This window comes from Streptomyces sp. NPDC059355 (genome assembly GCF_042752335.1).
In the GTDB taxonomy this organism is placed as follows: domain Bacteria; phylum Actinomycetota; class Actinomycetes; order Streptomycetales; family Streptomycetaceae; genus Streptomyces.
Genome location: NZ_JBHYXN010000062.1, coordinates 15,794 through 38,035, shown reverse-complemented (window position 1 = coordinate 38,035; position 22,242 = coordinate 15,794). Strand labels below are relative to the sequence as shown.

Here is a 22,242-nt window from a genome sequence, read left to right as displayed (position 1 = left end):
GGCGGGGACACACCCCGCCGGCCCGCCGCTTTGTCAGTGCCACCGGTTAGCCTGCACGCACTGGCTGTCGAAGGAGAGTGGGAGGCGTGCGCGTACTCGGCGTGGACCCGGGGCTGACCCGGTGCGGTGTCGGCGTGGTCGAGGGTGTCGCCGGCCGCCCGCTGACCATGCTCGCGGTGGGGGTCGTACGGACGCCCGCGGACGCGGAGTTGGGGAACCGGCTCGTCGCGATCGAGCAGGGCATCGAGGAGTGGCTCGATGAGCACCGGCCCGAAGTCGTCGCCGTGGAGCGGGTGTTCAGCCAGCACAACGTCAGCACCGTGATGGGCACCGCCCAGGCGAGCGCCGTCGCCATGCTGTGCGCCGCGCGCCGCGGGATACCGGTCGCCCTGCACACTCCCAGTGAGGTCAAGGCCGCCGTCACCGGCTCCGGCCGGGCCGACAAGGCGCAGGTCGGTGCGATGGTGACCCGGCTGCTGCGGCTGTCCGCCCCGCCCAAGCCGGCCGACGCCGCGGACGCCCTCGCCCTCGCCATCTGCCACATCTGGCGGGCCCCCGCCCAGAACCGCCTCCAGCAGGCGGTCGCCCTGCACGCCTCGAAAGGCCGCCCCTCATGATCGCCTTCGTCAGCGGCCCCGTCGCCGCGCTCGCCCCCACCCTGGCCGTGATCGAGGTCGCGGGGGTGGGCATGGCCGTGCACTGCACGCCGAACACCATCGCCGGCCTGCGGATGGGGGAGAAGGCACGGCTGGCCACGTCCCTGGTCGTACGGGAGGACTCGCTGACGCTGTACGGCTTCGCCGACGACGACGAACGGCAGGTCTTCGAACTGCTGCAGACGGCGAGCGGGGTGGGGCCGCGCCTGGCGCAGGCGATGCTCGGGGTGCACAGCCCGGACGCGCTGCGCCTGGCGGTCTCGACCGGGGACGAGAAATCCCTCACGGCGGTCCCGGGCATCGGCAAGAAGGGCGCCCAGAAGCTGCTGCTCGAACTGAAGGACAAGCTGGGCGCACCGCTGGTGGGCGCGCAGCGCGCCCCCGTGGCGGCGGGTCCGGCGCCGTGGACGGAACAACTGGCGGCGGCCCTCATCGGCCTGGGCTACGCCTCCCGGGAGGCCGAGGAGGCCGTCACGGCGGTCACCCCCCAGGCGGAGGCGGCCATCGCCTCCGGCGGCTCGGCCCCGGTCCCGCAGCTCCTGCGGGCGGCCCTCCAGACCCTGAACCGCACCCGCTGACCGGTGCGCCGCCGCGCCGGGTCCGGCAGCAACCACCGCACGACCGAGAAGGCAGACTGACAGCGTGAACTGGGATGACGAGAGCGACGACCGGATCGTGGCGGCGGCCGCGGACGGCGAGGACACGGCCGTCGAGGCCGCCCTGCGGCCCAAGGACCTCGGCGAGTTCGTCGGCCAGGAGAAGGTCCGCCAGCAGCTCGACCTGGTGCTGAAGGCGGCCCGCCAGCGCGGCGCCACCGCCGATCACGTGCTGCTCTCCGGCGCACCCGGTCTCGGCAAGACCACCCTCTCCATGATCATCGCCGCCGAGATGGGCGCGCCCATCCGGATCACCTCCGGCCCCGCCATCCAGCACGCCGGCGATCTCGCCGCGATCCTCTCCTCCCTCCAGGAGGGCGAGGTCCTCTTCCTCGACGAGATCCACCGCATGTCCCGGCCCGCCGAGGAGATGCTCTACATGGCCATGGAGGACTTCCGCGTCGACGTGATCGTCGGCAAGGGGCCCGGGGCCACCGCCATCCCGCTGGAGCTGCCGCCGTTCACCCTCGTCGGGGCGACGACCCGGGCCGGCCTGCTCCCGCCCCCGCTGCGCGACCGCTTCGGCTTCACCGGGCACATGGAGTTCTACGCCCCCGAGGAGCTGGAACGCGTCATCCACCGCTCCGCCCGCCTCCTCGACGTGGAGATCGACACGGCCGGCGCCGCCGAGATCGCCGGCCGCTCCCGCGGCACCCCGCGCATCGCCAACCGGCTGCTGCGCCGTGTCCGCGACTACGCGCAGGTCAGGGCGGACGGGGTGATCACCCGCGAGGTGGCCTGCACGGCCCTGCAGGTGTACGAGGTGGACGCGCGCGGCCTCGACCGCCTCGACCGCGCGGTGCTCGAAGCCCTGCTCAAGCTGTTCGGCGGCGGCCCCGTGGGGCTGTCGACCCTCGCCGTCGCCGTCGGCGAGGAGCGGGAGACCGTCGAGGAGGTCGCCGAGCCGTTCCTCGTACGGGAAGGCCTGCTGGCCCGTACCCCGCGCGGCCGGGTCGCGACCCCCGCCGCATGGGCTCACCTGGGGCTTGTCCCGCCGGCGCCGCACGGGAGTGGATCAAGCGGACAACAGGGCTTGTTCGGGGCCTGACGGCGCGGAGGTTCGCCCGGTCAGGAACTGCGGTGCCATGCTGGGCGTTGTTCCATCGGTGCGGACTCGCCTAGACTCCGCCGATGCCGACCCTTCAGGTCGGCATGCCCACCCCCGTAGAAATTGACCGTCTCCCGTGCGGTCGTGCGAAGGATCTCCGTCCCGTGAATCTCGTGACACTCCTCCCGTTCATCGTGCTCATCGGGGCGATGTTCCTGATGACCCGCTCCGCGAAGAAGAAGCAGCAGGCGGCCGCGCAGATGCGTGACCACTTGGTGCCCGGCACCGGTGTCCGCACCATTGGCGGCATGTACGCCACCGTGAAGGAGATCGGCGAGGACACCATCACCCTCGAAGTGGCCCCCGGTGTTCACGCGATCTACGCGAAGAACTCCATCGGCGCCGTCCTCGATGACGCGGAGTACAACCGCATCGTCCACGGCATCGGTGATGATCTGACGATCGACACGCCGGTCGTCCCGGACGACGCCTCCTCGCTCACCCTGGACAAGGACGCGGACAAGACCGCGGACGAGGCCGGGACCGACGCGCCGAAGCTCGACCTGGGCAAGAAGGACGAGCCCAAGGCCGACGAGCCGAAGGACGGCGAGACCAAGGGCGAGGAGCCCAAGGACGGCAAGGCCGACGGCGAGGCCGGCGCGAAGTAGCGCGCGGCCGGGGACCGAGGAGGCGCCTGACCGGCGGCCGCCGCGGTCCCCGTCAGTGACACTTCTGCGGGGGGCAGGGGTCCCCACTACACATTTCGTGGCCGTCCGCGCGCTGACCCGGCGCGGGGCGGTTGGACAGGGAGATACGACAAGGTGGCAGCACCGAAGAAGGGCCGGCGGCCCACGGGGGCTCAGGGGAGGCCGGGGCGTGCCCTGGCGATCATCCTGATCGCGATGGTGGCGCTCACCGCGGGGATGTTCCTCACGAAGCAGACGACTCCCCGCCTCGGCATCGACCTCGCGGGCGGTACGAGCATCACGCTCAAGGCCAAGAGCGAGCCCGGCAAGCCGGACGCGATCAACGAGACCAACATGACCACGGCGGTCGGCATCATCGAACGCCGCGTCAACGGTCTCGGCGTGTCGGAGGCCGAGGTCCAGACGCAGGGCCGCGACCACATCATCGTGAACATCCCCAAGGGGACGAACGAGAAGCAGGCCCGCGAGCAGGTCGGTACCACCGCCCAGCTGTACTTCCGCCCGGTCCTGGCCTTCGCCGACGGCGCCCCCGCGGCCCCCCAGGCCACGCCGAGCCCGTCCGCGAGCAGCTCCGGCGCCCCGAAGGCCGAGGGCAGCGGCAAGCCCGGCACCCCGGCCACCCCGTCGTCCAGCGCCACTTCCCAGGGCCGTGTGCTCAGCGAGGCCCTCAAGGCCCCGGCCGCCACCGCCTCTCCCTCGCCCTCGGCGAGCGAGTCGAAGAAGGCAGACGACAAGGCTCCGGCCCCCACCCCGGCCCCGACGGGCGTGGAGGCGGCCGCCGCCGACCTCCAGGCGAAGTTCGCGGCGCTGGACTGCACCAACGAGACGCAGCGCGCCGCGGCCGGCAAGGGCGTCAAGCCCGAGGACGCGACGGTCGCCTGTGGCAAGCGCGGAGACACCTGGGGCAAGTGGATCCTCGGCCCGGTCGGTGTGTCCGGTACGGACGTGAAGGACGCCAAGGGACAGATCAACCCCCAGACGGGGCAGTGGATCGTCACCATACAGTTCACCGACAAGGGCGCCGACAAGTTCGCCAAGATCACCGGTGAGCTCGCCACCAAGCAGATGCCGCAGAACCAGTTCGCGATCGTGCTCGACGGCGAGGTCGTCTCCGACCCGTCCGTCAGCCAGGCGCTGACCGGCGGCAACGCCGAGATCTCCGGCGGCTTCACGCAGCAGTCCGCGATGGACCTGGGCAACATGCTCTCGTACGGCGCCCTGCCGCTGACCTTCCAGGAGGACAGCGTCACCACCGTGACCGCCGCGCTCGGCAGCGAGCAGCTGAAGGCCGGCCTCATCGCCGGTGCCATCGGCCTCATCCTCGTGGTGATCTACCTGCTCGCGTACTACCGGGGCCTGGCCTTCATCGCCATCATCAGCCTCCTGGTGTCCGCGATCCTCACCTACACGATCATGGCGCTGCTCGGAAAGGGCATCGGCTTCGCGCTGAACCTGCCCGCCGTCTGCGGTGCGATCGTCGCGATCGGCATCACGGCGGACTCGTTCATCGTCTACTTCGAACGCATCCGCGACGAGATCCGCGAGGGCCGCACCCTGCGTCCCGCCGTGGAGCGGGCCTGGCCGCGCGCCCGGCGCACCATCCTGGTCTCCGACTTCGTGTCGTTCCTGGCCGCCGCGGTGCTGTTCATCGTCACCGTCGGCAAGGTGCAGGGCTTCGCCTTCACCCTGGGTCTGACCACCCTGCTCGACGTGGTCGTGGTGTTCCTCTTCACCAAGCCGATCATGACGCTGCTCGCCCGTACGAAGTTCTTCTCCAGCGGCCACCCCTGGTCCGGCCTGGACCCGAAGCGGCTCGGCGCCAAGCCGCCGCTGCGCCGGTCCTGCCGCACCGGCTCCGGTACCGGTTCCGGTTCCGTCACCGCTCCCGTCGACGTAAAGGAGGCGTGAGAGATGTCGAAGCTGGGAGATCTCGGCGCCAAGCTGTACCGCGGTGAGGTCGGCTACGACTTCGTCGGCAAGCGTTTCGTCTGGTACGGCGTTTCCATCCTGATCACCATCACGGCGATCGTGGCCCTGGCCGTTCAGGGCCTCAACATGGGCATCGAGTTCAAGGGCGGTGCCGTCTTCACCACCCCGAAGACCGCGGTGTCGGTGACCCAGGCCACCGACGACGCCGAGAAGGCCGCCGGCCACCAGGCGATCGTCCAGAAGCTCGGCAACGGCACCCTGCGCATCCAGATCTCCAGCCTGGACCCCGCTCAGGCCAACGCCGTCAAGACCAAGCTCGCGGCCGACCTCAAGGTGCCCGAGACCGACATCAACGCGGACCTGGTCGGCCCCAGCTGGGGTGACCAGATCGCGAACAAGGCGTGGACCGGCCTCGGCATCTTCATGGTCCTCGTGGTGATCTACCTCGCCATCGCCTTCGAGTGGCGGATGGCGGTCGCCGCGCTGATCGCCCTGATCCACGACCTCACCATCACCGTCGGCGTGTACGCGCTGGTCGGCTTCGAGGTCACGCCGGGCACCGTGATCGGTCTGCTGACGATCCTCGGTTACTCCCTCTACGACACCGTCGTCGTCTTCGACGGTCTGAAGGAGGGCTCGAAGGACATCACCAAGCAGACCCGCTACACGTTCAGCGAGGTCGCCAACCGCAGCATCAACGGCACCCTGGTCCGCTCGATCAACACCACCGTCGTGGCGCTGCTCCCGGTCGGCGCGCTGCTCTTCATCGGCGGCGGCCTCCTGGACGCCGGCATGCTGAACGACATCTCGCTGTCGCTGTTCGTCGGCCTCGCGGCCGGTGCGTACTCCTCGATCTTCATCGCGACCCCGCTGGTCGTGGACCTCAAGGAGCGCGAGCCGGCGATGAAGGCGCTGAAGAAGCGGGTGCTCGCCAAGCGGGCGGCCGCGGCGGCCAAGGGCGAGTCCCCGGAGGACGAGGGCTTCGAGGCCGCCGACGCCCCCCAGGTCGTGGCCCAGGGCCGCGCCGGGCGGCGCCGGTGAGCACGCTGTCCCCCGAGGCGCGCGAGCTGCTGCTCGGCCGGATCAAGGACGTGGCGGACTACCCGAAGCCGGGCGTGATGTTCAAGGACATCACCCCGCTGCTGGCCGACCCGAAGGCCTTCGCGGCCCTGACGGACGCGCTGGTGGAGCTGGCCGGGCAGTACGGCGCGACGAAGATCGTCGGGCTGGAGGCGCGCGGGTTCATCCTCGCGGCGCCCGTGGCGGTCCAGGCGGGCATCGGCTTCGTGCCGGTGCGCAAGGCCGGGAAGCTGCCGGGTGCGACGCTCGCGCAGTCGTACGAGCTGGAGTACGGGACGGCGGAGATCGAGGTCCACGCCGAGGACCTGTCGGCCGGTGACCGGGTCATGGTCATCGACGACGTCCTGGCCACCGGCGGCACCGCCGAAGCCTCGCTCTCGCTGATCCGGCGGGCCGGGGCGGAGGTCGCCGGGGTGGCGGTCCTGATGGAGCTGTCGTTCCTGCCGGGCCGCGAACGACTGGGCGGCGCCCTCGCGGGCGCCCCACTGGACGCCCTGATCGTCGTCTGACCCCAGCTCCGCCGAAGCGGCGGGCATCCGGTCCTTCCGGGTGCCCGCCGCTTTCGTGCGCGCCGCCGCGGCGAGGGCCGGCCGCGAGCCCCGGGCGGGAAGGGGCTCGCGGAACGAGGGGGCCGAACCCTCGCTACCATGGGTTGTCCGGACCGGACACGGGCACCGGATCCTCCCCCGCACTTCGTCCGGGGGGACCCCCAGAGGAGCGCTCTTGCCAGACGAGGTCCAGCCACTCTCCGCCGCGCAGCCCGACCCGCAGGCCGAGCGGGCCGCGACGCCCGCCGCCACGCCCCCGCCGGCCCCGCCCGTGAAGCCCGCGCCCGCGAAGTCGGCGCCCGCGAAGTCGGCCGGTTCCTCCAACCGCGTGCGCGCCCGGCTCGCCCGCCTCGGCGTCCAGCGTTCCAACCCGTACAACCCGGTACTGGAACCCCTGCTCCGCATAGTCCGCAGCAACGACCCGAAGATCGAGACGGCCACGCTGCGCCAGATCGAGCAGGCGTACCAGGTCGCCGAGCGCTGGCACCGAGGTCAGAAGCGCAAGAGCGGCGACCCGTACATCACCCACCCGCTCGCCGTGACCACCATCCTCGCCGAGCTCGGCATGGACCCGGCCACCCTGATGGCCGGTCTGCTGCACGACACCGTCGAGGACACCGAGTACGGGCTGGAGGACCTGCGCCGCGACTTCGGCGACGCCGTGGCCCTGCTCGTGGACGGCGTCACCAAGCTCGACCGGGTCAAGTTCGGCGAGGCCGCACAGGCCGAGACCGTACGCAAAATGGTCGTCGCCATGGCCAAGGACCCCCGCGTCCTGGTCATCAAGCTCGCCGACCGCCTGCACAACATGCGCACCATGCGCTACCTCAAGCGGGAGAAGCAGGAGAAGAAGGCCCGCGAGACCCTCGAGATCTACGCCCCGCTCGCGCACCGGCTGGGCATGAACACGATCAAGTGGGAGCTCGAGGACCTCTCCTTCGCGATCCTCTACCCGAAGATGTACGACGAGATCGTCCGCCTCGTCGCCGAGCGCGCGCCCAAGCGCGACGAGTACCTCACCGTCGTCACCGACGAGGTCCAGACCGACCTCCGCGCCGCCCGCATCAAGGCCACCGTCACCGGCCGCCCCAAGCACTACTACAGCGTCTACCAGAAGATGATCGTCCGAGGCCGTGACTTCGCGGAGATCTACGACCTGGTGGGCATCCGCGTCCTCGTCGACACCGTCCGGGACTGCTACGCGGCCCTCGGCACGGTGCACGCGCGCTGGAACCCGGTCCCCGGCCGGTTCAAGGACTACATCGCGATGCCCAAGTTCAACATGTACCAGTCGCTCCACACGACGGTCATCGGACCCAGCGGCAAGCCCGTCGAGCTGCAGATCCGCACCTTCGACATGCACCGCCGCGCCGAGTACGGCATCGCCGCGCACTGGAAGTACAAGCAGCAGACCGTCGCCGGCACCTCCAAGGTCCGCACCGACGTCCCGCAGGCCGCCAAGGGCAGCGCCGGCCAGGACACGGTCAACGACATGGCCTGGCTGCGCCAGCTGCTGGACTGGCAGAAGGAGACCGAGGACCCGGGCGAGTTCCTCGACTCGCTGCGCTTCGACCTCTCCCGCAACGAGGTCTTCGTCTTCACGCCCAAGGGCGACGTCATCGCGCTGCCCGCCGGAGCCACCCCGGTGGACTTCGCGTACGCCGTCCACACCGAGGTCGGCCACCGGACCATAGGCGCCCGCGTCAACGGCCGCCTCGTCCCGCTCGAATCGACCCTGGACAACGGCGACCTCGTCGAGGTCTTCACCTCCAAGGCCGAGGGCGCGGGCCCCTCGCGCGACTGGCTGGGCTTCGTCAAGTCCCCGCGGGCCCGCAACAAGATCCGCGCCTGGTTCTCCAAGGAGCGCCGCGAGGAGGCCATCGAGCACGGCAAGGACGCCATCGCGCGGGCCATGCGCAAGCAGAACCTGCCGATCCAGCGCATCCTGACCGGCGACTCGCTCGTCACGCTCGCGCACGAGATGCGCTACCCCGACATCTCCTCCCTGTACGCGGCGATCGGCGAGGGCCACGTGGCCGCGCAGGGCGTCGTGCAGAAGCTGGTGCAGGCCCTCGGCGGCGAGGAAGCGGCCAACGAGGACATCGAGGAGAGCGTCCCGCCCTCCCGGACCCGGGGCACGCGCCGCAAGAACGCCGACCCGGGTGTGGTCGTCAAGGGCGTCGACGACGTGTGGGTCAAGCTGGCCCGCTGCTGCACCCCGGTCCCGGGCGACCCGATCGTCGGCTTCGTCACGCGCGGCAGCGGCGTATCGGTCCACCGGGCGGACTGCGTCAACGTGGACTCCCTCTCCCAGGAGCCCGAGCGGATGCTGGAAGTCGAATGGGCGCCCACCCAGTCCTCGGTCTTCCTGGTCGCCATCCAGGTCGAGGCGCTGGACCGGTCCCGGCTGCTGTCCGACGTCACGCGGGTCCTGTCGGACCAGCACGTGAACATCCTCTCGGCGGCCGTCCAGACCTCGCGCGACCGTGTGGCCACCTCCCGCTTCACCTTCGAGATGGGCGACCCCAAGCACCTGGGCCACGTCCTGAAGGCCGTACGGGGCGTCGAGGGCGTCTACGACGTCTACCGCGTCACCTCGGCCCGGCGGCCGTAGCCGGCCGCCCGAGCGCGCGCAGCGCACGTACGAGGGCCCCGGTACGCAATCGCGTACCGGGGCCCTCGGGCACGTACGGGCCGTGACTAGCCGCCGAACTCCTCCAAGCCCTTCAGGGCCTGGTCCAGCAGGGCCTGGCGGCCCTCCAGCTCGCGCGAGAGCTTGTCGGCCTTCGCGTTGTTGCCCGCGGCCCGGGCCGCGTCGACCTGCTCACGCAGCTTGTCGACCGCCGCCTGGAGCTGGCCCGTCAGACCGGCCGCACGGGCCCGCGCCTCCGGGTTCGTACGACGCCACTCGCCCTCCTCGGTCTCCTGGATCGCCCGCTCCACCGCGTGCATCCGGCCCTCGACCTTCGGCCGGGCGTCGCGCGGTACGTGGCCGATGCCCTCCCAGCGCTCGTTGAGGGAGCGGAACGCGGCGCGGGCCGCCTTCAGGTCCGTGATCGGGACGAGCTTCTCGGCCTCGTCGGCCAGCTCCTCCTTCAGCTTCAGGTTCTCCACCTGCTCGGCGTCGCGCTCCGCGAACACCTCGCCGCGCGCCTCGAAGAACACGTCCTGCGCACCGCGGAAACGGTTCCACAGATCGTCCTCGGACTCGCGCTGCGCCCGGCCCGCCGCCTTCCAGTCAGCCATCAGCTCGCGGTAGCGGGCGGCCGTCGGACCCCAGTCGGTCGACTTCGACAGCGACTCGGCCTCCGCGACCAGCTTCTCCTTGACCTTGCGGGCGTCCTCGCGCTGCGCGTCGAGCGAGGCGAAGTGCGCCTTGCGGCGCTTGGAGAAGGCGGAACGGGCGTGCGAGAAGCGGTGCCACAGCTCGTCGTCCGACTTGCGGTCCAGGCGCGGCAGACCCTTCCAGGTGTCCACCAGGGCCCGCAGCCGCTCGCCCGCACTGCGCCACTGGTCGCTCTGCGCCAGCTGCTCGGCCTCGGCCACCAGCGCGTCCTTGGCCGCACGGGCCTCGTCCGTCTGCTTGGCCTTCTGGACCTTGCGCTCCTCGCGCCGCGAGTCCACGGTCGCGACCAGCTTGTCCAGCCGGACGCGCAGGGCGTCGAGGTCGCCCACGGCGTGGTGCTCCTCCACCTGCGTGCGCAGGTGGTCGATGGCCGTCTGCGCGTCCTTGGCGGACAGATCGGTGGTCCGTACCCGCCGTTCGAGGAGGCCGATCTCGACCACCAGGCCCTCGTACTTGCGCTCGAAGTAGGCCAGGGCCTCCTCGGGGGTGCCCGCCTGCCAGGAGCCGACGACCATCTCGCCCTCGGCAGTACGCACGTACACGGTGCCCGTCTCGTCGACGCGGCCCCACGGGTCGCTGCTCACAGCGCCTCCTCCACCTGATGCCTGCGAGGGGTTCACCCCCTGGGCATCGTCCACAGTTTCCTGGGGCGGGCAGCGCCCGCCCTGCACAACGCAAACATAGGCGACCGCCGGGCCGGCTGTCCGCATCCCGCACGACGGAATATCGCCGTACGGGCCGGACGCCGGCCGGGCCCCAGGCCGCCGGAGCCCGTCAGTTCCGGGTGACGGCGCCCTTCTGGACGGTCACCGGGGTCTTCGGGGCCCCGTCCTGGCCGCCGTCGGCCGTACCGGCCTTGGCCACCTCCTCCAGCGCCTTCAGACCCGCCGCGTCGATCTTGCCGAACGGCGTGTACGACGGAGCCAGCGGGCTGTCCTTGTAGACCAGGAAGAACTGGCTGCCGCCGCTGTGCGGCTGACCGGTATTGGCCATCGCCACCGTGCCCGCCGGGTAGATCACCTGGCCCTGCTCGTTCGGCTTGCCCAGCGAGTCGAGGTTCTCGTCCGCGATGGTGTAGCCGGGGCCGCCCATGCCGGTGCCCTCCGGGTCGCCGCACTGCAGCACGAAGATCCCGGAGGTGGTCAGGCGGTGGCACTTGGTGTTGTCGAAGAAGCCCTTGTCCGCGAGCGCCTTGAACGAGTTGACGGTCTCAGGCGTCTTCGCCGCGTCCATCTCGAACTTGATCTCACCCGCGGTGGTCTTCAGGTCGAACGTGTACTTCGCGTTCTTGTCGATCGCCATCGCCGGGGCGGGCGACTGCTTCGCCGACGGCGAGGCCGACGGGTTCGCCGCCGGATCCGCCGCGCTGTCCTTCTTGTCCTTGTCGAAGACACCGCCCACGACGAGGCCCACCAGCGTCGCGACCACCACGGCCACCGCCGCGCCGATCACCGCCGCCCGCTGCCGCCCCTTGCGGCGGGCCTCGGCCCGGCGCTTCTGCTGGCGCTCGTACTTCTCCCTGGCGAGCTGTCGCCGCCGCTGATCGCTCGTGACCACCGGGTCGTCTCCTTGTACGTGTATGGCACCGCTGTCCGGGCTCGGTTAGGCCGTACCGTATATGGGTTCGCTGTGGAACGAGCGGCGCCGGTAGGCTCTGAGCAGCGGCATTCCGATCTCGGCCGCTGCCGAAGCTCCCGCCGGACGACGATTGAGGACGAACGTGCTGATTGCCGGGTTCCCCGCCGGGGCCTGGGGGACCAACTGTTACGTGGTCGCCCCCGCCGCCGGTGAGGAGTGCGTCATCATCGACCCGGGCCACCAGGCCACCCAGGGTGTCGAGGAGACGCTGAGGAAGCATCGGCTCAAGCCCGTCGCGGTCGTCCTCACCCACGGCCACATCGATCATGTGGCCTCGGTGGTCCCGGTGTGCGGAGCCCACGACGTACCGGCCTGGATCCACCCCGAGGACCGCTTCATGATGAGCGACCCGGAGAAGGCGCTGGGCCGCTCACTCGGAGCGCAGCTGATGGGCGAGCTCACGGTGGGGGAGCCCTCCGACGTGAAGGAGCTCACCGACGGAGCGAAGCTGGCGCTGGCGGGCATGGAGCTCACCGTGTCGCACGCGCCCGGGCATACCAGGGGGTCGGTGACCTTCGGGATGTCCGAGGCGGGGGACATCCCCCCGCTGCTGTTCTCGGGCGACCTGCTCTTCGCCGGCTCCATCGGACGTACCGACTTCCCGGGCGGCAGCCACGCCGACATGCTCGAGTCGCTGGCCCGCGTGTGCCTGCCGCTCGACGACTCGACCGTGGTGCTGCCCGGTCACAACGAGCACACGACCATTGGCCGTGAGCGCGCCACCAACCCGTACCTGCGGCAGGTGGCCGCCGGCCTGGGAGACGGCTTCACGTCTCCACGACGAGGAATGTGACGAGAGTTTCGTGAGCACCTTCAAGGCCCCCAAGGGCACGTACGACCTGATCCCGCCGTACTCGGCGAAGTACCTGGCCGTCCGCGACGCCATCTCCGGGCCCCTGCGGCTGTCCGGCTACGGGTACGTCGAGACGCCGGGCTTCGAGGACGTCGACCTGTTCGCGCGCGGTGTCGGCGAGTCCACCGACATCGTGACCAAGGAGATGTACACCCTCACGACGAAGGGCGGGGCCAACCTCGCGCTGCGCCCCGAGGGCACCGCCTCCGTGCTGCGCGCGGCGCTGGAGGCGAACCTGCACAAGGCCGGCGGCCTGCCGGTGAAGCTCTGGTACTCGGGCTCGTACTACCGCTACGAGCGCCCGCAGAAGGGCCGCTACCGCCACTTCTCGCAGGTCGGCGCAGAGGCGATCGGCGCCGAGGACCCGGCGCTGGACGCCGAGCTGATCATCCTGGCCGACCAGGCGTACCGCACGCTGGGCCTGCGCAACTTCCGAATCCTGTTGAACTCGCTGGGCGACAAGGAGTGCCGCCCGGTGTACCGGGAGGCGCTCCAGGCCTTCCTGCGCGGGCTGGACCTGGACGAGGAGACCGTCCGCCGGGCCGAGATCAACCCGCTGCGCGTCCTCGACGACAAGCGGCCCGAGGTGCAGAAGCAGCTCGTCGGCGCGCCGATGCTGCGGGACTACCTGTGCGACGCGTGCAAGGCGTACCACGAGGAGGTCCGGGCGCTGATCACGGCGGCCGGGGTCGCCTTCGAGGACGACGAGAAGCTGGTGCGCGGGCTGGACTACTACACGCGGACCACTTTCGAATTCGTCCACGACGGTCTGGGCTCGCAGTCCGCAGTGGGTGGCGGCGGCCGCTACGACGGCCTGTCCGAGATGATCGGCGGACCGGCACTGCCGTCGGTGGGCTGGGCGCTGGGCGTGGACCGTACGGTGCTGGCGCTCGAAGCCGAGGGTGTCGAACTGGACATCCCGCCGGCGACGTCGGTGTTCGCGGTGGCGCTGGGCGAGGCGAAGCCGGTGCTGTTCGGGTTGGTCACGGAGCTCCGCAAGGCCGGAGTCGCGGCGGACATCTCGTACGGGGGCAAGGGCCTCAAGGGCGCGATGAAGGACGCGAACCGGTCGGGTGCGCGCTTCGCCGTGGTCGCGGGCGACCGCGACCTCGCCGAGGGCGTCGTCCAGCTGAAGCACATGGAGTCCGGGGAGCAGGGGCCGGTCGCCGTGGCGGACGTGGTCGAGGTCCTGCGGACCAGGCTGGCCTGACGGCCGTCGTGCCCGACGGGGCCGCAGTGGCCGGGAGCGCCGCTGCGGCCCCGCAGCATTGCGTCAGAGCAGGTCGTGCCGCATGGCTGTGGTCACCGCAGCCGTGCGGTCCGTGACCTCCAGCTTTCCGAAGACGCGCAGCAGGTGCGTCTTGACGGTGGATTCCGCGACGAACAGGCGGCGGCCGATCTCCGCGTTCGTCGCGCCCTCCGCGACCAGGCGCAGGACCGCCACCTCCCGGTCGGAGAGGCGGGGGCGCTCGGGGCGGGTGCGCAGGCGGTCCACCAGGCGGCCCGCCACCGACGGGGCCAGGACCGTCTCGCCCCGTACGGCCGCGCGGACGGCGTCGGCCAGTTCGGCCCGCGCCATGTCCTTCAGCAGGTAGCCCGCCGCCCCCGCCTCGACCGCCCGCAGGATGTCCCGGTCGTTCTCGTACGTCGTCAGGACCACCACCCGGACCGGCAGCCCGGCAGCGCTGATCCGGGCGATCGACTCGACCCCGTCGCCGCCCGGCATCCGCAGGTCCATCAGGATCAGGTCCAGGCCGGGGACCAGTTCCGCGGCCAGCGCCTCCGCCTGCGGGCCGTTCGCCGCCTCCCCGACGACCTCCAGGTCCGGCTCCGCGCTCAGCATGCCGCGCAGGCCCTCCCGTACCACCGGATGGTCGTCGGCCAGCAGGATGCGGATCATGTTCTGTGGCTCCTCAGAGCGAAGTCGGTGAGATCGGGGGAGCGGTCGTCGGAAGGGTGACGGTGACCGTCGTGCCGGTCCCCGGTGCGGCCTCGACCGCCGCCGTGCCGCCGACCTCCGCCGCGCGGGCGCGCAGTCCCCGCAGGCCGTAGCCCGACACCGGGACCGCCGGGTCGAAGCCGCGGCCGGTGTCCCGGACAGTGACGGTCAGTCCGTCGTCACCGTAGGCCAGGGACACCGAGCAGCGCGCCCCCGCCCCCGCGTGCTTCGCCGCGTTCGACAGCGACTCCTGGCAGGACCGCAGAGCCACCACCTCCAGCGCCGCGGCCAGCGGCCGCACCTCCCCGGTCACCGACACGTCCGCACGCGGGACCTGCCGGGCCACGAGGCGGCGTACGGCGTCCGGCAAGGAGCCGGCGTCCAGGTCGGCCGGTGCGCCGCCCGCGACCAGGGCCCGGGCCTCGGCCAGGTTCTGCCGCGCCGTGGCGGCCATCAGCTCCAGGTGCCGGTGGGCCTGCTCCGGGTCGGTGTCCAGCTCCGACTGCACGGCCTGGACCAGCATCAGCAGGCTGGTGAAGCCCTGGGCGAGGGTGTCGTGGATCTCGCGGGACATGCGTTCCCTTTCGGCATGGGCGCCCTGGGCGGCGGAGAGCCGGGCCACCTCCTCCCGGCTGGCGTCGAGTTCGGCGATCAGCGAGGCCCGCTCCTGGCTCTGCCCGATGATCCGGAGGATCCAGGCACCGAAGAAGGAGGAGAAGGCCAGGGTGACGAGGGAGCCGACCGCGTTGATGAACACGATGTGGCCCTCCGGCCGCCACAGCAGCGCCCATCCGGCCACCGGCAGCAGCGACACCACCGCCATCGCCCCGATCGCCCGGCGCAGCGGCAGCAGCATGAAGCAGTGCGGGGCGAGCGCGAAGGTGATCAGCCGGGTCTCGCCGACCAGGAAGGCGGCGGGCAGGAACAGGGCCGTCAGCACGCCCAGGTAGCGCAGGGAGAGCGCGGGTTCGGCGCCCGGATCCTTCAGCAGCAGGGGCCGGCCGGCCCACGCGTACCAGGGGATCAGCAGCGTGAGCAGGGCGGCGGCGGGGAGCCGGTACGACAGCGCGGGGAAGTCCGCGCCCAGGACGAAGGCGACGGTCGCGGCCCACACGACGCCGAAGTAGAGGTCCCACGGCCCGAACGCGCGGTCCCAGACGTGGGATTCGCGCGCTCCGGCCGTACCGGTGAAGCTGTTCAGCCGTCGCGGCGGTTCTTCCACTTGAAGGTCAGCAGACACAGCACCAATCCTCCGACGACCCAGGCCCCCAGGACCAGGGCGACCTTTCCGTACTCCCAGCTGCCCGCCTGCTCCAGGACGGCCGCGGACTCGGGCAGGAACACCCCGCGCAGACCCTGGCACATCCACTTGAGCGGGAACAGCGCACCGATGTTCAGCAGCCAGTCCGGGATCGTGTTGACCGGGATGAAGACGCCGGAGATGAACTGGAGGATCAGGAACGGCAGGACGACCACCGAGCTCGCGCTCTTGCCGGACTTCGGCAGGCTGCTGATGGCGATGCCGAGCAGGGCGCAGCCGGTCAGGCCGAGGGCGAAGATCCAGCCGAAGGTCAGCCACTTCGCGGCCGAGGACGGCAGGTCGAGGTCGAACAGGGTGGAGCCGACGAGCAGCAGGATCGCGGTCTCGGCGAGTCCGGTGGCGAGCACCATCCAGACCTTGCCGAGGAAGTACGCGGCCGGGGGCATCGGGGTCCCGCGCAGTCGGCGCAGCACCTTCTCGTCCCGTTCGACGGCGATCGAGATGCCGAGCGACTGGAAGCTGGTGGACATGAGGCCCGCGGCGACCATCCCTGCCGCGTACAGCTGGGAGGCGGTGACCCCGGTGTTCTCCACGCTGTCGCTGAAGATCGAGGCGAAGAGGGCGAGGAAGACGATCGGGAAGGCGAAAGTGAAGATCATCGCGTCGCGCTGGCGGACGAACTGCTTGATCTCCAGGGCCCCGCGGCTCAGGCCCAGGGTCCATGCGCCGGGCAGCGCCTTCGCGGCCGCGGCGGCCCGGCCGCCCGTCGTCGCGGTCGTGGCGGTGGTGCTCATCGGGCGTCCTCCGGCTGCTGCGCGGTCGTGGGTACGAGCTGGCCGGTGAGGCGCAGGTACACGTCTTCCAGGGTGGGCCGGCCGATCTTCAGCCCCGGGATCTCCCCGTCGAAGCGGGCCATGAGCTCGGCGACCGTACGGGTGGGGGTCTCGGTGGCGACGCTGCGCGGGGTGCCGTCGGCCTCGGTCCACTCGACGGTGGCGCCGGTGCCGAAGCGCGAGCGGAGCGCGGCCGGTTCGCCCTCGGCGACCACCTTGCCGCTCGCGATGACCGCGAGCCGGTCGGCGAGGGCCTCGGCCTCCTCCAGGTAGTGCGTGGTGAGCACGATGGTGGTGCCCTCGCCGGCGAGCAGCCGGATCAGGTCCCAGAACTGGCGGCGGGCCGCCGGGTCGAAGCCGGTCGTCGGCTCGTCGAGGAGCAGCAGCTCGGGATCGCCGATGACGCCGAGCGCCACGTCCAGGCGCCGCCGCTGCCCGCCCGAGAGCCCCTTCACACGCTGGTCGCGCTTCTGCTCCAGGCCCACCAGGGCGATGACCTCGGCCGGGTCCCGCGGGGCCGGGTAGTAGCGGGCGAAGTGCTCGACCGTCTCCCGTACCGTCAGTTCCGCGGGCGCCGACTCGTCCTGCCAGACGATCCCGACGCGCGAGCGCCAGGCCCGCCCGGCCGTGGCCGGGTCCGCGCCGAGCACGCCGACCTCGCCCCCGTCCCGCTCCCGGTGGCCCTGCAGGATCTCCACCGTCGTGCTCTTGCCGGCACCGTTGGGCCCGAGGAGGCCGAAGACCTCGCCCTGCCGGATCGTCAGATCGAGTCCGTCCACCGCGGTGACCTCGCCGTACTGCTTGCGAAGCCCCCGTACTTCCACCGCGTTTCGTGTCATGCCTCACATGGTGTGGCGGAACTCGGGCCACCGGTCCCCCCGTGCGTACGTCCTTATGTCCACCGAACGGTGGACACACAGCTCCGTACGGCACAATGGCCGGTGCTTGTTGACCTTGCAGATGTGGAGCGGGCGGTATGACGACACGAGGTACGGACGCAGACACCGCCCCGCGGACGGTCGGCGCCGGCCGGGCACTGGCCCTCCTGCTGGTGATCACGGGCGCCCTGGGACTGCTCGCCGCCTGGGTGATCACGATCGACAAGTTCAAGCTGCTGGAGGACCCGAACTTCACGCCGGGCTGCAGCCTGAACCCGATCGTCTCCTGCGGCAACATCATGAAGAGCGATCAGGCGTCCGTCTTCGGCTTCCCGAACCCGATGCTGGGGCTGGTCGCGTACGGCATCGTCGTCTGCGTCGGCATGAGCGTGCTGGCCGGGGCGCGGTTCCGGCCCTGGTACTGGCTGACCCTCAACGCGGGCATGCTGTTCGGCGTCGGGTTCTGCACCTGGCTGATGTACCAGTCGCTGTACAACATCAACTCGCTGTGCCTGTGGTGCTGCCTGGCCTGGGTCGCCACGATCTTCATGTTCTGGTACGTCACCGCGTTCAACGTCCGCGAGGGGCTGCTGCCCGCCCCGGGCTGGCTGCGCGCCTTCCTCGACGAGTTCACCTGGGTGCTGCCGGTGCTGCACGTCGGGATCATCGGCATGCTGATCCTGACGCGCTGGTGGGACTTCTGGACCTCCTGAGGCGGCCCGGGGGCGCTTGATTGCGCCACCCGCTGTCGGTGGGCTGTCAGTACGCTCGCTTAGGCTTCCTGTGTGGAACCAGACCTGTTCACCGCCGCTGCCGAAGACCGCCGGGAGAAGGACCCGGCGAGCTCCCCGCTCGCCGTCCGGATGCGCCCGCGCACCCTGGACGAGGTCGTCGGCCAGCAGCACCTGCTGAAGCCCGGATCACCGCTGCGGCGGCTGGTCGGGGACGGGGCGGGCGGTCCGGCCGGGGCCTCGTCGGTGATCCTGTGGGGCCCTCCGGGCATCGGCAAGACCACCCTCGCGTACGTGGTGAGCCAGGCGACACGGAAGCGGTTCGTCGAGCTGTCGGCCATCACCGCGGGCGTGAAGGAAGTACGCGCCGTCATCGAGGGCGCCAAGCGGGCGGCCGGCGGGTACGGCAAGGACACGGTCCTCTTCCTCGACGAGATCCACCGCTTCAGCAAGGCCCAGCAGGACTCGCTGCTCCCGGCCGTCGAGAACCGCTGGGTGACGCTGATCGCCGCGACCACGGAGAACCCGTACTTCTCGATCATCTCCCCGCTGCTGTCGCGCTCACTGCTGCTCACGCTGGAGCCGCTGACGGACGAGGACCTCAGCGCGCTGATGCGGCGCGCGCTGACGGAGGAGCGGGGGCTGGGCGGGGCGGTGACCCTGTCGGCGGACGCGGAAGCGCATCTGCTGCGGATCGCGGGCGGGGACGCCCGGCGGGCGCTGACGGCCCTCGAAGCGGGCGCCGGGTCGGCGATCGCCAAGGGGGAGTCCGAGATCAGCCTCCAGACGGTGGAGGAGGCCGTCGACAGGGCGGCGGTGAAGTACGACCGGGACGGCGACCAGCACTACGACGTGGCGAGCGCGCTGATCAAGTCGATCCGCGGTTCGGACGTGGACGCCGCGCTGCACTACCTGGCGCGGATGATCGAGGCCGGGGAGGACCCGCGGTTCATCGCCCGCCGGCTGATGATCTCGGCGAGCGAGGACATCGGCCTGGCAGACCCGACGGCGCTGCCGCTCGCGGTGGCGGCGGCGCAGGCGGTGGCGATGATCGGCTTCCCGGAGGCGGCGCTGACCCTCTCGCACGCGACGATCGCCCTGGCCCTGGCCCCCAAGTCGAACACGGCGACGACCGCGATCGGCGCGGCCCTTGCGGACGTCAGGGCGGGTCTGGCGGGCCCGGTGCCGACGCATCTGCGGGACGGGCACTACAAGGGCGCGGCCAAGCTGGGCCACGCGGTCGGATACGTGTACCCGCACGACGTCCCGGGCGCGATCGCCGCCCAGCAGTACGCCCCCGACGCGGTGCACGGGAAGCGGTACTACGAACCGACCCGCTACGGCGCCGAGGCGCGATACGCGGACGTGGTGGAAAAGGTCCGCGAGCGGCTGCGAGGCGGTCATTCCGGCCCGTCCGGCGTGTGAGGACCGCGCAGCCGTCACGGCGTGCGGGGGATCCGCCGCGACCTTAGGCTCCGCACATGGGAGCCAGGGCTTCGTTGCCGGCCGTCGCGGCGGCGCTGCTGCTCAGCGGGTGCCACCACGGCGGCGGCGACGCGGCTCGGCCAAGCGCCGCCCGGCTCGTGGCGCAGGTGCCGCTCGCCGGCCCCGGATTCCCCCCGAACGCGGCCACCGCCAGGGAGCAGTTGGCCCGGCTCACCGTCGAGTGGGGCAAGACTGTCCGTGACCCCGCTGGAGAAGACGGCGCTGAGCGGCATGCTCGCGACCTGTGCCCAGCCGGCTGTACCTCCGGCCCCCTGGCCCCTAGGGAGTGTCGTCAAAGTGGCGTCGGCCGCCCGAGAGGGCGGGGCCGGCGGGGTCTGGTGCGTGCGATCGCAAGGCGGAGGAGGGAATCGACGCGGTGGGGGCACCTCCCAGCGGTAGCTGGGGGACGTCGGTGACCGACGACAACGCGGCGAGCGTGCGTGCCAGGCCCCGCCGGCCAGACGGGACTTTGACGACACGACCTAGCCACCCGCCGCCGCGAACAGCGTGTGCATCGCCCGGCGCAGCTCGCAGACGTCGCGTACCGGCGCCGGGAAGTCGAAGCGGGCGTCGAAGGAGGACTCCTCGCCCGTGAAGCGGACCCGCAGGCCCAGCCGGTCCAGGGCCAGCGGGACCGCGGTCGTGCCGGCGCTCTCCCGCGGGCCCAGCAGCGCGCACAGGTCCGCGATCCGGTCGCGGTGCGCGGCGGCCAGGTGCTGGAGGAGCTCCGTCTCGTGGTTCACCATCGGGTCGGGCTCCGCCGCGGCCAGTTCCTCCGGGTCCACGTGCTCGGCGCCCCACAGGTCGTCCACCGAGATCTCGCCGACCTCCAGGCGCAGCATCACGAAGGACGGCCCGCCGTGCAGCCCGAGGAGCTCGCTCACCGGCCGGCGCTCCGCCAGCAGTGCGGCGCAGGCCGCGCGGTCGTCCCCGCGCACCCGGGTCAGCCACCCGGCCAGCCACGCACGGCCTCGGATACGATGGGGAACGGACACCGGCGCCACGTCCGTGATCTCGATCACGGCGGTGAGGTCGTCGTCCTGGGCGTATGCGGCTGCCCTGGCAGCCGCGGATTCCCCTGGCACCAGGAGAATCACGTCCCCGTCCGGGGTGACGGTCCGCGCGGCCGGCACCCCTGCCCCGAGCTCTGCCTGGTCAAGAGGCCGCACCTGGTCGAAAGCACCCGGCAGCATGAGGGATACTGAGGCGTTGGACTCTACGAGGGTTCGTACGCGTTCGGCTCCGGTGAGCTGCCGAACGCCTTCCCTGGGACGCGGCTGACCTTGCTTATCGTCGGCGCAAGCGGATTCTGTTTCGTCTGAATCCGGACTGCGTTGCGCACTGGGCAGGGGGATCCCATGTGGTCGAGACATTACGTCCTCCTCGATAAGGTAAGCCTCACCTAACTTACATGGAGGTAGGTTCCCCGTGAACCAGAAGCGACCCAAGGTCAAGAAGTCGCGTGCCCTCGGCATTGCGCTGACCCCGAAGGCCGTCAAGTACTTCGAGGCCCGCCCCTACCCGCCGGGCGAGCACGGCCGTGGCCGCAAGCAGAACTCGGACTACAAGGTTCGTCTGCTCGAGAAGCAGCGTCTGCGCGCCCAGTACGACATCTCTGAGCGTCAGATGGCCCGCGCCTACGACCGCGCCAAGAAGGCCGAAGGCAAGACGGGCGAGGCGCTCGTCGTCGAGCTCGAGCGTCGCCTCGACGCCCTGGTCCTGCGTTCGGGCATCGCCCGCACCATCTACCAGGCCCGCCAGATGGTCGTTCACGGCCACATCGAGGTCAACGGTGACAAGGTCGACAAGCCGTCGTTCCGTGTCCGCCCGGACGACGTCATCACCGTGCGCGAGCGCAGCCGCGAGAAGGTTCCGTTCCAGGTTGCCCGTGAGGGTGGCTACGCAGGCGAGGGCGAGACCCCGCGCTACCTGCAGGTCAACCTGAAGGCCCTGGCCTTCCGCCTGGACCGTGACCCGAACCGCAAGGAAATCCCGGTCATCTGCGACGAGCAGCTCGTCGTCGAGTACTACGCCCGCTGATCCAGCGGCCGTAGCCTCACAGGCTGGTCAGCCCGCCGGTTCCCCTCTGGGGGAGCCGGCGGGCTTCCTGTTTCCGGCGGACCCCGAATTCCGGTACGGCGGCGGATCTCCGGCGCGATAAGGTCGGAGAAAGACCTGTCTGGTGATCAACATGCAGAGACTTGCAGAGAGCGGTGCAACGTGTCCGGTGGAGAGGTGGCCGGGATCCTCGTGGCCGTCTTCTGGGCCATCCTGGTCTCCTTCCTCGCCGTGGTGCTGGTGAGGCTGGCCCAGGTGCTCAAGGCGACCACCAAGCTGGTGGCCGACGTGACCGAGCAGGCCGTCCCGCTGCTCGCGGACGCCTCCACCACCGTCCGCTCCGCACGCACCCAGCTCGACCGGGTCGACGCGATCGCGAGCGACGTCCAGGAAGTCACCTCGAACGCCTCCGCGCTCTCCTCCACCGTGGCCTCCACCTTCGGCGGACCGCTGGTCAAGGTCGCGGCCTTCGGCTACGGCGTCCGCAAGGCACTGGGCAAATCCACCGAAGCCGCGCCGCCGAAGGCGTCCCGACGTACTGTGATCGTCGGTCGTACGGTGCCGGCGGCCCGGCGCCGGAAGCAGAAGGGCTGAAA

The 22,242-nt window shown here is 71.0% G+C and carries 21 protein-coding genes; 14 read left to right on the top strand and 7 right to left on the bottom strand.

The window, feature by feature from the left end:
* Window positions 1-86 precede the first annotated feature (86 nt).
* The 8 genes from ruvC (at window position 87) to ACFXGI_RS35775 (ending at window position 9,238) form a co-directional block, all read left to right on the top strand.
* Window positions 87-617 carry a crossover junction endodeoxyribonuclease RuvC gene (gene ruvC / locus ACFXGI_RS35810; RefSeq protein ID WP_384716267.1) on the top strand — a complete coding sequence of 177 codons (531 nt, stop codon included), beginning with the start codon at window positions 87-89 and terminating at the stop codon, window positions 615-617.
* Entirely contained in the window at window positions 614-1,234 is a 621-nt protein-coding gene (ruvA, locus tag ACFXGI_RS35805; protein ID WP_384716264.1) for a Holliday junction branch migration protein RuvA, read from the top strand. Before ruvC ends, ruvA begins: the two co-directional genes overlap by 4 nt.
* A 64-nt stretch (window positions 1,235-1,298) precedes the next feature.
* Window positions 1,299-2,360 carry a Holliday junction branch migration DNA helicase RuvB gene (ruvB, locus tag ACFXGI_RS35800; RefSeq protein WP_384716261.1) on the top strand — a complete coding sequence of 354 codons (1,062 nt, stop codon included), beginning with the start codon at window positions 1,299-1,301 and terminating at the stop codon, window positions 2,358-2,360.
* A 164-nt stretch (window positions 2,361-2,524) separates the two neighbouring features.
* Window positions 2,525-3,028 carry a preprotein translocase subunit YajC gene (gene yajC, locus ACFXGI_RS35795; RefSeq protein WP_384716259.1) on the top strand — a complete coding sequence of 168 codons (504 nt, stop codon included), beginning with the start codon at window positions 2,525-2,527 and terminating at the stop codon, window positions 3,026-3,028.
* A 153-nt stretch (window positions 3,029-3,181) separates the two neighbouring features.
* Window positions 3,182-4,975: a protein translocase subunit SecD gene (secD, locus tag ACFXGI_RS35790; RefSeq protein WP_384716256.1), complete on the top strand. Its 1,794-nt coding sequence runs from the start codon at window positions 3,182-3,184 to the stop codon at window positions 4,973-4,975.
* 3 nt (window positions 4,976-4,978) lie between these two features.
* Window positions 4,979-6,037, top strand: a complete 1,059-nt coding sequence (gene secF, locus ACFXGI_RS35785; protein ID WP_384716253.1) for a protein translocase subunit SecF — start codon at window positions 4,979-4,981, stop codon at window positions 6,035-6,037.
* Window positions 6,034-6,585, top strand: coding sequence for an adenine phosphoribosyltransferase (locus ACFXGI_RS35780; RefSeq protein ID WP_229341436.1), 552 nt, complete (start codon window positions 6,034-6,036; stop codon window positions 6,583-6,585). The genes secF and ACFXGI_RS35780 overlap by 4 nt, the downstream gene beginning before the upstream one ends.
* 214 nt (window positions 6,586-6,799) lie before the next feature.
* Window positions 6,800-9,238: a RelA/SpoT family protein gene (locus tag ACFXGI_RS35775; RefSeq protein WP_384716250.1), complete on the top strand. Its 2,439-nt coding sequence runs from the start codon at window positions 6,800-6,802 to the stop codon at window positions 9,236-9,238.
* A gap of 86 nt (window positions 9,239-9,324) precedes the next feature.
* Here the strand turns inward: ACFXGI_RS35775 and ACFXGI_RS35770 are convergent, their stop codons facing one another.
* Window positions 9,325-10,554 (bottom strand): DUF349 domain-containing protein, encoded by a 1,230-nt coding sequence (locus tag ACFXGI_RS35770; protein WP_384716248.1) that lies wholly within the window; start codon window positions 10,552-10,554, stop codon window positions 9,325-9,327.
* A 190-nt stretch (window positions 10,555-10,744) separates the two neighbouring features.
* Entirely contained in the window at window positions 10,745-11,527 is a 783-nt protein-coding gene (locus ACFXGI_RS35765; protein WP_384716245.1) for a peptidylprolyl isomerase, read from the bottom strand.
* Between the two features lie 163 nt (window positions 11,528-11,690).
* On the opposite strand from ACFXGI_RS35765, the gene ACFXGI_RS35760 reads away from it, so the two are divergent.
* Together ACFXGI_RS35760 and hisS are read left to right on the top strand one after the other, a co-directional pair.
* On the top strand, window positions 11,691-12,401 hold the full coding sequence (locus ACFXGI_RS35760; protein WP_384716242.1) for an MBL fold metallo-hydrolase: 711 nt from the start codon (window positions 11,691-11,693) through the stop codon (window positions 12,399-12,401).
* 10 nt (window positions 12,402-12,411) lie between these two features.
* A complete protein-coding gene (hisS, locus tag ACFXGI_RS35755) occupies window positions 12,412-13,671 on the top strand; it encodes a histidine--tRNA ligase (protein ID WP_384716239.1) in 1,260 nt (419 codons plus the stop codon).
* A 63-nt stretch (window positions 13,672-13,734) separates the two neighbouring features.
* Here the strand turns inward: hisS and ACFXGI_RS35750 are convergent, their stop codons facing one another.
* Genes ACFXGI_RS35750 through ACFXGI_RS35735 form a run of 4 tightly spaced genes read right to left on the bottom strand, consistent with a single transcriptional unit; the run spans window position 13,735 to window position 17,333 of the window.
* Window positions 13,735-14,361, bottom strand: coding sequence for a response regulator (locus tag ACFXGI_RS35750; RefSeq protein WP_384716236.1), 627 nt, complete (start codon window positions 14,359-14,361; stop codon window positions 13,735-13,737).
* Window positions 14,362-14,374: 13 nt separating this feature from the next.
* Complete coding sequence (locus ACFXGI_RS35745; protein ID WP_384716233.1) at window positions 14,375-15,640, bottom strand: sensor histidine kinase; 1,266 nt, start codon at window positions 15,638-15,640, stop codon at window positions 14,375-14,377.
* Complete coding sequence (locus ACFXGI_RS35740) at window positions 15,598-16,455, bottom strand: ABC transporter permease (RefSeq protein WP_384716230.1); 858 nt, start codon at window positions 16,453-16,455, stop codon at window positions 15,598-15,600. The genes ACFXGI_RS35745 and ACFXGI_RS35740 overlap by 43 nt, the downstream gene beginning before the upstream one ends.
* Window positions 16,452-17,333 (bottom strand): ABC transporter ATP-binding protein, encoded by an 882-nt coding sequence (locus ACFXGI_RS35735; RefSeq protein WP_384716227.1) that lies wholly within the window; start codon window positions 17,331-17,333, stop codon window positions 16,452-16,454. The genes ACFXGI_RS35740 and ACFXGI_RS35735 overlap by 4 nt, the downstream gene beginning before the upstream one ends.
* Window positions 17,334-17,470: 137 nt before the next feature.
* On the opposite strand from ACFXGI_RS35735, the gene ACFXGI_RS35730 reads away from it, so the two are divergent.
* Complete coding sequence (locus ACFXGI_RS35730) at window positions 17,471-18,085, top strand: vitamin K epoxide reductase family protein (protein ID WP_384716224.1); 615 nt, start codon at window positions 17,471-17,473, stop codon at window positions 18,083-18,085.
* A gap of 72 nt (window positions 18,086-18,157) precedes the next feature.
* Window positions 18,158-19,528, top strand: a complete 1,371-nt coding sequence (locus tag ACFXGI_RS35725) for a replication-associated recombination protein A (protein ID WP_384716222.1) — start codon at window positions 18,158-18,160, stop codon at window positions 19,526-19,528.
* Window positions 19,529-20,070: 542 nt separating this feature from the next.
* On the opposite strand, the gene ACFXGI_RS35720 is transcribed toward ACFXGI_RS35725, so the two are convergent.
* Window positions 20,071-20,781 (bottom strand): DUF2470 domain-containing protein, encoded by a 711-nt coding sequence (locus ACFXGI_RS35720; RefSeq protein WP_384716219.1) that lies wholly within the window; start codon window positions 20,779-20,781, stop codon window positions 20,071-20,073.
* Window positions 20,782-21,016: 235 nt separating this feature from the next.
* On the opposite strand from ACFXGI_RS35720, the gene rpsD reads away from it, so the two are divergent.
* Both rpsD and ACFXGI_RS35710 read left to right on the top strand, forming a co-directional pair.
* Entirely contained in the window at window positions 21,017-21,628 is a 612-nt protein-coding gene (rpsD, locus tag ACFXGI_RS35715; RefSeq protein ID WP_008740451.1) for a 30S ribosomal protein S4, read from the top strand.
* Between the two features lie 180 nt (window positions 21,629-21,808).
* Window positions 21,809-22,240: a DUF948 domain-containing protein gene (locus ACFXGI_RS35710; protein ID WP_384716216.1), complete on the top strand. Its 432-nt coding sequence runs from the start codon at window positions 21,809-21,811 to the stop codon at window positions 22,238-22,240.
* Window positions 22,241-22,242 lie beyond the last annotated feature (2 nt).